Source organism: Streptosporangium sp. H16 (genome assembly GCF_051918855.1).
Classification (GTDB): Bacteria; Actinomycetota; Actinomycetes; order Streptosporangiales; family Streptosporangiaceae; genus Streptosporangium.
In genome coordinates, this window is the sequence record NZ_JBPXMD010000054.1 from 22,107 (window position 1) to 33,485 (window position 11,379).

Genomic DNA, 11,379 nt, shown 5'->3' on the forward strand with positions numbered 1-11,379 from the left:
TCGGGCCTCCGGCTGCGTTTGCGCATCGCTGTCCCTGGTCGGGCGGCCGACGCCGATCCGCCCCAGCACCTCACCTGCGGCAAGTCCAACTCAAGATCACTGGTTGCCGGTTTCCGTCGTGTCTTGACCGGCCCCCGGGAAGAGCGGCTCTCACAATGCAGGGTGTGGTCGGGGTCTGAATCCGCCTGTCTCGAGTAGGGATCGGGCGATGTAGTTGGTGAAGTTGCAAAAGCCGAGGGCGGAGCCGCGCAGGTGCTCCAGGCGACCGTTGATCGCTTCGGTTCAACCGGCCGGGATCGTTGATCAGCACCCGTCGGCCCTCGGCCAGGGCCGCGTCGTTGGCGGTGTTCCACGCGAGGCCAAGCCCTGGGGCGACGCGAGCGATGCTCAAGTGCTGACACACGATCGCCTCCAGCGCCCAGGCCAGTCCACGACGCGACAGCATGGCCCGCGGCTCGGCCGCGCGGCTGGTGTTCTGCGCGACCTGGATGTATGCCATTTCAGCATAGAGTTTCCTGTTTCCGTCTTTGACGGCATCGGATGCCGGCGTGAGACTTCTCTGCGCCCCCGATCCACGACAGGAAGGCATCCCACCGTGCCCACCCGGCTTCTCCGACGCGCCGCGCTCCAGGCGCTGGCCTGCCTCGCGCTCGTTCCCATGGCGGGGGTCACCGCGACCGGCCACGCGACCGGCCACGCGTCCGCCGCCCCGTCCGCCGCCCCGTCCGCCGCCCCTGCCGCCGTCCCTGCCGCGCCGGCGACGGCACTGGCGCCGGGCCAGATCCGGGCCGCGAAGGAGCTGCGCGCGCTGGAGGCGTCCTTCAAGGGCCGGATCGGCGCGTACGCCGTCGACACCGCCACCGGCGCGACGATCGGCCACCGGTCGGGCGAGCGTTTCCCGATGCTGTCCACCTTCAAGGCGATGGCCGCCGCGGCCGTGCTGCACCGGGCCCGCACCTCCGAGCCCGGCCTGATGGACAAGGTCGTGCGCTGGACGGCCGCCGACCTGCGGGAGCATTCCCCGGTCACCGAAAAGCACGTGAAGGACGGGCTGACCGTCGCGCGGCTGTGCGAGGCGGCCATCACCCGAAGCGACAACACCGCGGCCAACATGCTGCTGAGGCAGATCGGCGGCCCCGCCGGCCTGACCGGCTACCTCCGGACGCTGAAGGACCCGATCTCCCGGCTGGACCGGTGGGAGACCGAGCTCAACGACTGGAGTCCCAAGGAGAGGCGCGACACCACGACGCCCGCGTCCATGGGCCGTGACCTGCGCGCGGTCACGGTGGGGAACGCCCTCCACGCCAAGGACCGGAAACGGCTGAACGCCTGGCTGATCGCGAACACGACCGGGGACGCCCGCATCCGCGCGGGCCTGCCCAGGACCTGGACGATCGGCGACAAGACCGGCACGAGCTCCAGGTACGGGGCCGGGAACGACATCGCGGTGGTCTGGCCGGGCAGGTCGGCCGCCCCCGTCATCATGTCGATCTACACCAACCGCCGGACCGCGGACGGCGCCGTCGACGACAAGGTGGTCGCGAAGACCGCCACCATCCTCGCCCGCGGCCTCGGCAGGCTCTGATGCCGGGACAGCGCAAAGGGCCGGGGATCACCTCTCTCGCCGCACTCCCCGGATCCGTTCGTCCGATTCGCGCCAGGGGCGAAGGATGAGCCCCTTTGACGAGGAGCCGGACGCCGCCGTCCGGCGGGCGCACCGCCCGCGCCGGGCCAGGATGCGATCGTCGGCGGGGGCGAAGATCGTGCGTCTGGCCGGCGCGGCGGTGGCGGTGGGGGTGCTGACGGCCGGGCTCGCCCTGCCGGCCGTGGGAGGCGCGGGGGTGGTGATCGTCAAAACGTCGGACGGGCTCGACCTCAATCCCGCGGAGCTCACCGAGCCGCCGCTCGCCGAGAAGACGACCGTCCTCGACGCCGGGGGCCGTCCGATCGCGCAGTTCTGGGACGTGTACCGCGAGGTCGTACCGCTCGGCCAGGTGTCCGACGTCATGAAGACGGCCATCGTCTCGATCGAGGACTACCGCTTCTACGAGCACGGTGCGATCGACCTCGAAGGCACGATGCGGGCCCTGGCCAAGAACCTCTCCTCGCAAGGGGTGAGCCAGGGGGGTTCCGGCATCACCCAGCAGTACGTCAAGCAGGTGCTGCTGAACGCGGCCGTGACCGAGAAGGAGAAGGAGAAGGCCCTGGAGGCCGGCTACGCGCGCAAGCTCACCGAGCTGCGCTACGCGATGGGGGTCGAGCGCAAGTACACCAAGGACCAGATCCTCGAGAAGTATCTCAACATCGCCTACTTCGGCGCCGGGGCCAACGGCATCGAGGCGGCGGCCAGGCGGTTCTTCGGCGTGCGCGCCTCCCGGCTCAACCTGTGGCAGGCGGCCACCCTGGCCGGAGCCGTGCAGTTGCCCACCGCCACCGATCCGGAGGGCGGCGGGGAGAACCGGCGAAGGCTGCTGGAACGGCGCGACGTCGTGCTCGACCGGATGGCGCAGCTCGGCGCGATCACCCCGCGGCAGGCCGCCGAGGCCAAAGCGAAAAAGCTCGGCTACCGGGGCACTCCCCTGCCCGGCAACTGCACGGCCAGCCCGTACCCCTACTTCTGCGTGTACGTGCGCGAGGAGTTCCTGCGCGATCCCGCGTTCGGCAGGACCGCGCAGGAGCGCGCCCGGCTCCTCTACCGCGGCGGCCTGACGATCAGGACGACGCTGGACCCCCGCATGCAGGCCGCGGCAGAGAAAGCCGTCAGCAGACACGTCCACGCCTCCGACGACCCCGTCGCCGCCGAGGCCCTGGTCCAGCCGGGCACCGGGATGATCAAGGCCATGGCGGCCAGCCGCGAGTACGGCACCTCCGCGCGCAGGCGCCAGCTGTCGTACAACGTCGTGGCCGACACCGGCCACGGCGGCATCGGCGGCGTCCAGGCGGGCTCGACGTTCAAGACCTTCACCCTGATCACGGCCCTGAAGCAGGGCATGAGGATCGACGACGGCTTCACCGTCGGGAACGGCTACCGCGCCCCGGGCTACGCCACTTTCAAAAACTGTGAGGGGGGCGACGTCGGCGACCCGACGCACACCGTCACCAACGACGAGGGGTCTCCCGGCTTCACGTCGCTGCGGACCGGCACCTGGCAGTCGGTCAACACCTTCTTCATGGAACTGGAGCGCCGCGTCGGCCTGTGCGAGACCGTCCGGACCGCCAGGTCGCTGGGCATCAAGCGCGCCGACGGCCGCGAGCTGCGGGAGTACGAGACCTTCACCCTCGGCATCGACGAGATGGACCCGGTGACCGTCGCGAGCGCCTACGCCGCCATCGGCGCGCGCGGGAGGTACTGCGCTCCCATGGCCGTCACCCGGGTCACCGACCGGAACGGTAAGGCGACCGGCCACCGGCCCAGGTGCCGCCAGGTGCTGGATCCCGAGATCGCGGACGCCACGGCGCACATCCTGTCGGGGGTGTTCACCAAGGGCACGATGCGGGCGGTGGGCGGCATCGGCCGCGCCGCCGCCGGCAAGACCGGCACCAACGACGACCAGGCGAGCGCGTGGTTCGCGGGGTTCACCCCGGACCTGGCCGGCGCGGTGAGCATCGGCGACCCCCGAGGCGCCGTCGCGCACAAGCTGAACAACGTCACCATCGGCGGCAGACACTACGGCGCCGTCTTCGGGGCCACCGTTCCCGGGCCGATCTGGAAGGACACCATGATCGGCGCGCTGAGGGGCGTGAAGGCCACCTCCTTCACCCCGATCGATCCGGTGCGTTTCGGCGGCTGCGGGCGGCACTGCCGGCCGGCCCGGACGCCTCCGGGCGAGGAAGCGGCCGGCGAGACGGACGATCTCAGGCCTGAAGGGTGAGGGGTGCGGGCATTCCGTCGGTGAACAGCTGCGCGTCGACCTGCTCCAGGGCGACGCGCAGCGCGCCGATCTCGCCGGCCGCTCCTGCGTAGCCGCGCCGCAGGGTGCCGTCGAGGATGAGGCCGGTACCGGTTCGCATGCCCGCCGGCAGGTGGACGATGTCGTCGGCGTCCTGCGCGGCGCCCTGCCGGCGTCCGGCGGCTGCGGCGGCGAGCTTGCAGTCGTTCTCGACGAGGATCGGGCAGGTGAAGCAGGCCGCGAGGTGCTCGGCGGGAGAGACGCTCGCCCGGCCAGGCAGCGGGGTGAACAGCGTGGTACGGCCGGTCGCGTCGACGGGCCCGGCCGGCGCTGCGGGCGCTCGCGGTCGCCGTCTTCGGCTCACGGTCGGTGCGCGCACCGATCCTGCCCCGCGCAAGGCACGGCGTGCAGCAGTGAACGCAGCAGCCGCGCGGCGGTGCCGGCCGACACCTCGCCGGGGGTGTTCACGATCTGGGCGGCGAGTCCGTCGACGAACGTGTGCAGGAGCGCCGCCCAGAGCTCGACCTGGGCATCGGGGTGCGGGACCGCGGCCTGGTCCGGTTCGCGGATCGACTCGTATCCGCGAATGGCCGCGACGCACTGGCGATACAGCGCCCGCTGGTCGCTCCACGTCACGGACCCTCCTTCCGGAGGGTGCCGGCGTTCCCATTCCACGATCGCCGACCACAGCGCGTACTCCTCGCGCCGCTCGGCGTCGAGCGGCAGCATCTCCTCCACGATCGTGGCGATCCGCTCGACCACCGGACCCCGCGCGCGGGGCCGCTGGACGCGCGGCAGGACCCGCCGGCGGAGGGTGTCGGTGGTGGCCCGCACGACGTAGGCCTGCAACTCGTGCTGGTTGGCGAAGTAATGCCGCAGCGACCCGGTGGACCAGCCGGCTTCGGCGGCGACCCCGCGGACGGTCACACCGGCGAGGCCCTCGCGCAGGATCACCCGGACGGCGGCCTCGCCGAGCTCGGCCCGCCGCCGGTCATGATCAACGAGTCGTGGCACGCCAACATATTAGCACGCATGTGTTATTTTAACTGACACGGGCGTATTATTACGGCTCGTTGGCTCCCGTAAGGAGACAGGCTTGTCGATCGAGACGATCGGGGCGGTGCTCGGGCTGGCCCTGCTCGACACGCTGAGCCCCACCGTGATCGGGGTGACGCTCTACCTGCTGCTGGCCAGGCCGCGCCGCGTGGGCGCGCTGCTCGGGGTGTATCTCGGATCGGTCGCGATCGCGTACTTCGCCCTGGGCGTGCTACTCATGTTCGGCCTGGGCGCTGTCGTGCCGGTCGTCGACGACACCGTGTGGGCCTGGGGGCAGGCCGTCCTCGGCGTGGCGCTCATCGTGGGGAGCTACTTCATCCCCGACAAGAAACCCGGACGCGCATCCGTCCAGGCCCGGTCCTTCACCTTGGGCTCGATGCTGCTGCTGGGGCTGGGGACCTGGCTGTTCGAGTTCGCCACCGCCGTGCCGTACTTCGCCGCGATCGGCATCATGACCGCGGCCCACCTGACCGCCGCCCAGTGGTCACCGCTCCTCGGCGTGTACGTGACCGTCATGGTGCTTCCGGGCATCCTGCTCCTGGCCGCGTGGGCCGCCCTGGGCGAACGGACGCGCGAGCGGTTCGAACGGTGGAGGAACAGTCTCTCCTCGGGATCGCGCTCGACGCTGCGCTGGATCGTCGGGATAGCGGGAGTCCTGATCCTCCTGGACGCGGCACCGGACCAGATCACCTTCACGACGAGTCCGTGACCGCCCGCACCGGCACCTCGACGAGGCTGCCGCGCGTCACGGCCCGCTCCCCGGCCGAGAACTCCACCGGCGCGGCGAGGCACGACGGCGGCCCGGCCAAGCCCGCACGCCGGCCCCCCGATCGAACCGCTGCGAGCACGGGGACACGCGACACCGCGCACGCGGCGTCGTGAGCCCGCGACCGCGCTCAGCCGGCGGCGGCGCCGAACCACCTGGGCAGCCGGTCGAGCAGATCCTGCTGATCCTCACCGGCCCACGCCACGTGGCCGTCCGGCCGCAGCAGCACGGCGGGCACGTCCAGTTCCTCGCTGACGTCGACGACGTGGTCGACCCGGTCGGCCCAGCCCGCCACCGAGAGCCGGCCGGTCTGGTCGAGCAGCAGCCCGCGGCCGCCGCGCGTCAGCTCGTAGAGGCGACCGCGCTTCAGCGCCACGTCCCGCATCCGCCGGCCGAGCAGGTCGTGTCCCTCGCCGACGTCGTAGCGGACCCCGATCGCGACGATCTTCTCGATCAGGTGCCGGTTCACGTCGTCAAAGTCCATCAGCTCCGCCAGCAGCCGGCGCACCGCCTGCGGCCCCGACTCGGTGGACATCAGCTCCGTCTGCGCGCGGGTGTTGTCCAGCACGTCGGCGGCCACCGGGTGACGCTCGGTGTGGTAGCTGTCCAGCAGCCCCTCCGGTGCCCAGCCGCCGACCTCGGCGGCCAGCTTCCAGCCGAGGTTGAACGCGTCCTGGATGCCGAGGTTGAGCCCCTGGCCGCCCATCGGCGGATGGATGTGCGCCGCGTCGCCGGCCAGCAGCACCCGGCCGGCCCGGTAGCGCTCGGCCTGCCGGGTGGCGTCGCCGAAGCGGGACAGCCAGCGCGGTGAGTGCACGCCGAAGTCGGTGCCGGCGAAAGCCCGCAGCTGCCGCCTGAACTCCTCCAGGGTCGGCGGGACCGAGCGGTCCCCGGCCACCCCCTCGGCGGGCACGACGACGCGGTGCGCCCCGCCCCCGAGGGGGCCGACGCCGAACCGCAGGTGGGTCTTGCGGACTTCGGCCACCACGGCGGCCAGCGTCTCCGGCGGCACGGCCACCTCCATCTCGCCCAGCAGCGTGTCGATTCTGGAGGGCTCACCGGGGAAGCCGACGCCGAGCAGCTTGCGCACCGTGCTGCGGCCGCCGTCGCAGCCGACGAGGTAGCGCGAGCGCAGCCGCGTGCCGTCCGCCAGCTCGGCGGTCACCCCGTGCTCGTCCTGGCTCAGCCCGGCCAGCTCGCAGCCGCGCCGGATCTCGGCGCCGAGCTCGGCGGCGCGCTCGGCCAGCAGGCGATCGGTGATGGTCTGCGGGATGCCGAGGACGTAGCCGTGCGCGGTGTCCAGCCGGCCGGGCGAGGGCTTGGTGATGCCGGCGAAGAAACCACCGACCGGATGCCGCCGGCCGTGCGCGAGGAACCGCTCCAGCAGGCCGCGCTGGTCCATCACCTCGATGCTGCGCACGTGCAGGCCGAGCGAGCGGACGTACGCGGCCGGCTCCGCCTCCTTCTCCAGCACAAGCACGCGCACGCCGTGCAGCCGCAACTCGCCGGCCAGCATCAAGCCGGTCGGTCCCCCACCGGCGACGATCACGTCAATCATGAAAACCCCCCATTCGACAAGGTCGCGTTTTCGGCCGGCCGCTCCGCGCGGTCCGGCGGCGCACACCCGCGCCTGCGCACCGAGTCCTCGCGACCGCACCGCGAGTCCCACCGGCGGTTCGGCGTCCCGCCTGCCTCGTCCGTCGATCAACAGAAGGACACGTCCTTCGCGAACTCCTGATTTCCGCAGGTCCTGGCCTCGGCCGACGATTCTGCAGCATGACCCGGGTCTTGTGGCAAGCCCCCCGGTGCGCTATATGTTGAGAGTGGCAAGGAGTGTGTTACCTCCTTGCCTTTGCCTTTTGTCGCCCGTCGCGGACGGGCACGCCCCTGCCGAAGCGGTGACGCGCCGCGTACGGCGATGCCGACGCCGGTCACAGTCGCCGCGCGAAAACTCCCCCGCCCGCCATGCTCTGCCGCACAATGATTGTGCGGCACGACCGTCGGCACGGCCCGGCCTCCGCTCGCCGAAGCGGTGTGACGCGACCGGCAGGTGATGATCCTCCTGCGGTCTCCGGTTCCTCACCCGCGCTGACCGGTGCTGGCGATTCCCCGGAGGAAGTGCCGCCGGCCGACAGCGGCACCTGCGCGCCGGCCAGCCCCGCCGACTTCCAGATGAGGTACGTCGGCACCAGGGTGGCCGCGGCGGGCAACATCATGGTGCCCAGCACGCTCGCGAACAGCAGGTTGCGGCCGGGGAAGCGGAAGTAGGCGAAGCCGAAGGCGACGAAGGCGCTCGACAGCGTCACGGTGAGCGCGGCCGTCACCCCGACCACCAGCGTGTTGACCAGCCAGCCGAACATCGGTGCCGCGTCCCAGACCGCGAGATGCGATGACGCGTTCAGGGGTGCGGCGCTTCGGGGCCGCCGGCACGGGGTCGTGGCGGCGCCTTGTGATCCCCTCGGGCCGGCGGTGCCGGCGTACGGGACGCATCGCCGCTTCGTAAGGAGGTCGCCCGCCCAGAGCGGACGATGAGGCGGAAAGGGGAGAACCCACTCCTTTCCACTCTCAATGTATAGCGCACCGGGGGGCTTGCCACAAGACCCGGGTCATCCTGCAGAATCGTCGGCCGAGGCCAGAGCCTGCGGAAACAGGGGGATACGAAGTGCGCATGGCGTTGTCGGCGCATGGGTCGCGCGGAAACGTCGAACCGGTGGCACCCACGATGCGCCTACCGCAACCCGGCACGCGGCTACGGGTGTGCGCGCCGCCGGGCAGGGAGTTCGCGGAGCCGCCGGCCGGTGTGGTTCATCCCCCTACCACGCGCGACAGCGCAAGCGTCATCAGATCGGAGCAAATTACGTGAAACCGCTGACCACCAGCGCGTTTGACCTTCCAGACCACCTCTCCCCCAAGGCCGACCCTGCGCTGATCGCCGGCGACGAGCAGCACTTCGCGGCCATCGCGGACAGCCTCGAGCGGTCGATCGCCGACTTGTCCGACCGTCTCGACGCCGAGCGCAAGGCGCCCGGCGGCAAAGGCCGGCAGGTGCTGGACCGGGACCTGGAGATCCACCGGCTGACCGCCAGGCTGCGCGCGCTGCGCCGCTTCGGCCTGGACCTGTGCCTGGGGCACATGGTCGGCGCGGACGACCCCGAGCCCGTGTACATCGGACGGCTCGGCCTCACCGACAGCGCGGGCCGCCGGCTGCTGCTCGACTGGCGCTCCCCCGCGGCCGAGCCGTTCTTCGGAGCCACCCACGCCGACCCGATGGGGCTGGCGAGCCGCCGCAGGTATCGCTGGACCCGCGGCAGGATCAGCGACTACTGGGACGAGGTGTTCACCTCGGACGGGTTCGAAGGGCACGCCGCGCTCGACGACCAGTCCGCCTTCATCGCCAGCCTGGGCGGCAACCGATCGCCCCGGATGCGGGACGTGCTCGGCACCATCCAGGCCGACCAGGACGCCATCATCCGCGCGGGATCTCGCGGCGCTCTCGTCGTCGACGGCGGTCCGGGCACGGGCAAGACCGTCGTGGCCCTGCACCGCTCCGCCTACCTCCTCTACTCCGACCCTCGCCTGGGTCACCGCCGGGGCGGCGTGCTGTTCGTCGGTCCGCACCAGCCCTACCTGGCCTACGTCGCCGACGTCCTGCCCAGCCTCGGAGAGGAGGGCGTGCAGACCTGCACCCTGCGAGACCTCGTCGCCGAGGGAGCCTCGGCGACGATCGAGGCCGACCCGCAGGTGGCCCTGCTGAAGTCGTCCGCGGACCTGGTGAAGGCGATCGAGCCGGCCGTCAGGTTCTACGAGAACCCGCCCGGCAAGGGGATGACGGTCACGACCCCCTGGTCCGACATCTGGCTGAGCGCCGAGGACTGGGCCGAGGCGTTCGCGGCACCGGAGCCCGGTACTGCGCACAACGAGGCGCGCGACCGGATCTGGGAGGAACTGCTCACGATCCTGACGGACAAGCACGAGGGCGAGGTCTCGGCCGACCTGCTGCGAAGGTCGCTGCTGCGGGACAGGGAACTGCTCACGACCTTCAACCGCGCGTGGCCGCTGATCGAGGCGGCCGACCTCGTCGGGGACCTGTGGTCGGTACCGGCCTACCTGCGGATGTGCGCCCCCTGGCTCGGCCCCGACGACCTTCGGAGGCTGCGGCGTGAGGACGCCCAGGCCTGGACGGTGTCCGACCTGCCGTTCCTGGACGCGGCTCGGCAGCGGCTCGGCGACCCGGAGGCGGCGCGACGCAGGCGCCGCCACGAGGCCGCCGTCGCCACCGAACGCGAGCACATGGCCACCGTCGTCGACGCCCTGCTCGAGGCCGACGACGACGGGGAGGGGGCGGTGACGATGCTGCGCGGACAGGACATGAAGGACGCCCTGGTCGACGGGACCGCGCCGCCCGGCACCGAACCGGACCTGCTCGCCGGCCCGTTCGCGCACATCGTCGTGGACGAGGCGCAGGAGCTGACCGACGCGGAGTGGCAGATGTTGCTGCTGCGCTGCCCGTCCCGGAGCTTCACCATCGTCGGGGACCGCGCCCAGGCCAGGCGCGGGTTCACCGAGTCGTGGCGGGAACGGCTCGAGCGGATCGGGCTCGACCGGATCGAACTGGCCTCCCTGAGCGTCAACTACCGGACGCCGGAGGAGATCATGGCGGAAGCCGAGCCGGTCATCCGGGCCGTGCTCCCGGACGCCAACGTGCCCACCTCCATCCGCAGCGGCGACGTCCCCGTCGTCCACGGATCCGCTGCGGATCTGGGCTCGATCCTTGACACCTGGCTCGCCGCGCACGCCGACGGGATCGCCTGTGTCATCGGCGATCCCACGTTCCGGGCGACGTCCCGCGTCCGGTCGCTGACCCCTGAGCTGTCGAAGGGGCTCGAGTTCGACCTGGTCGTCCTCGTCGACCCGGAGGCGTTCGGCACGGGCATCGAGGGAGCGGTCGACCGCTATGTCGCCATGACCCGGGCGACCGGGCGACTCGTCATCCTCACGAGTTCCTGACGTCGGCCGCACCCGCTACGGCGAGGCCGCCACCTCATGCGCCGCGGTCGTGAACAGCACCGCGAGGACCGCGAGGACACCGCCCGGGACAGGGTTGGAAGCAGTTGGTGGTTGAGCGTGTATCAGGATGCGTGAGTGCACGTGAAAGAGTGGGTTAAGGCGCAGGGGTGTTCACCCGATCACCGCTTACCGGCGGTATCGGGAAGGCGCCCTGTCCGTGCCCGCGCATAAGGTCGGACGGCTGATCCTGGTCGCAGACGTCGATCCCGTCGCCTCGCACGGCGCAACCACCGTGGGGTACGCCTGCGTCTCTTCGGCGCAGGCGTCTTCCTCGGCGTGCCCGCCTCCCCTGACCCCGACCCGGCGGTCGCGGGCGGCTGCGAGATCCAGTTCGACGCCACCGCCACCGCTGGCAAGGCCACCGGCTCCCTCTGCGGCTTCCTGCGCTCCCGAGGCAGGCGTAGGTCTGTTCGCCGATCGGGGAGTCGTTGATCATGACTCCTACGGTACGTTGACGGTCGGCGACGTAGCGTGAGGGGGAGGGTTGATGCGGGTCCACCAGGCCTACCGCTATGCCCTGGATCCCACCCCCGAGCAGGCGCGCCTGCTCGCCTCCCACTGCGGCGCGTCCCGGTTCGCCTTCAACTGGGGCCTGGCCCG

Annotated in this window: 10 protein-coding genes and 1 pseudogene; 6 read left to right on the forward strand and 5 right to left on the reverse strand. The window is 71.4% G+C overall.

From position 1 onward, the window contains the following. Positions 1–280: 280 nt before the first annotated feature. Positions 281–478: pseudogene (locus tag ACTOQ2_RS41155) on the reverse strand (ISL3 family transposase); the annotation flags it as partial. A 117-nt stretch (positions 479–595) separates the two neighbouring features. On the opposite strand from ACTOQ2_RS41155, the gene bla reads away from it, so the two are divergent. Further along, on the forward strand, positions 596–1,585 hold the full coding sequence (gene bla / locus ACTOQ2_RS41160) for a class A beta-lactamase (protein WP_440107042.1): 990 nt from the start codon (positions 596–598) through the stop codon (positions 1,583–1,585). 85 nt (positions 1,586–1,670) lie between these two features. Next, on the forward strand, positions 1,671–3,872 hold the full coding sequence (locus ACTOQ2_RS41165) for a transglycosylase domain-containing protein (protein ID WP_440107044.1): 2,202 nt from the start codon (positions 1,671–1,673) through the stop codon (positions 3,870–3,872). On the opposite strand, the gene ACTOQ2_RS41170 is transcribed toward ACTOQ2_RS41165, so the two are convergent. Then, positions 3,856–4,269: an ROK family protein gene (locus tag ACTOQ2_RS41170; RefSeq protein ID WP_440107046.1), complete on the reverse strand. Its 414-nt coding sequence runs from the start codon at positions 4,267–4,269 to the stop codon at positions 3,856–3,858. The genes ACTOQ2_RS41165 and ACTOQ2_RS41170 overlap by 17 nt on opposite strands. After that, complete coding sequence (locus tag ACTOQ2_RS41175; RefSeq protein WP_440107047.1) at positions 4,251–4,904, reverse strand: TetR/AcrR family transcriptional regulator; 654 nt, start codon at positions 4,902–4,904, stop codon at positions 4,251–4,253. The genes ACTOQ2_RS41170 and ACTOQ2_RS41175 overlap by 19 nt, the downstream gene beginning before the upstream one ends. A gap of 82 nt (positions 4,905–4,986) precedes the next feature. Between ACTOQ2_RS41175 and ACTOQ2_RS41180 the strand changes: the two genes are divergently transcribed. Next, on the forward strand, positions 4,987–5,655 hold the full coding sequence (locus ACTOQ2_RS41180; RefSeq protein WP_440107049.1) for a GAP family protein: 669 nt from the start codon (positions 4,987–4,989) through the stop codon (positions 5,653–5,655). Next, entirely contained in the window at positions 5,652–5,828 is a 177-nt protein-coding gene (locus ACTOQ2_RS41185; protein WP_440107051.1) for a hypothetical protein, read from the forward strand. Before ACTOQ2_RS41180 ends, ACTOQ2_RS41185 begins: the two co-directional genes overlap by 4 nt. Positions 5,829–5,842: 14 nt before the next feature. Here ACTOQ2_RS41185 and rox read toward each other — a convergent pair whose 3' ends face one another. After that, a complete protein-coding gene (rox, locus tag ACTOQ2_RS41190) occupies positions 5,843–7,270 on the reverse strand; it encodes a rifampin monooxygenase (protein WP_440107053.1) in 1,428 nt (475 codons plus the stop codon). 373 nt (positions 7,271–7,643) lie between these two features. Next, positions 7,644–8,072, reverse strand: a complete 429-nt coding sequence (locus tag ACTOQ2_RS41195) for a hypothetical protein (RefSeq protein WP_440107055.1) — start codon at positions 8,070–8,072, stop codon at positions 7,644–7,646. A 499-nt stretch (positions 8,073–8,571) separates the two neighbouring features. Here ACTOQ2_RS41195 and helR point away from each other — a divergent pair, with 499 nt between their 5' ends. Next, the gene (gene helR / locus ACTOQ2_RS41200; protein ID WP_440107057.1) at positions 8,572–10,719 is read left to right on the forward strand and encodes an RNA polymerase recycling motor ATPase HelR; all 2,148 of its coding nucleotides are present in this window, start codon (positions 8,572–8,574) and stop codon (positions 10,717–10,719) included. A 547-nt stretch (positions 10,720–11,266) separates the two neighbouring features. Then, on the forward strand, positions 11,267–11,379 hold a 113-nt coding region (locus ACTOQ2_RS41205; RefSeq protein WP_440106059.1), incomplete at its 3' end, for a helix-turn-helix domain-containing protein.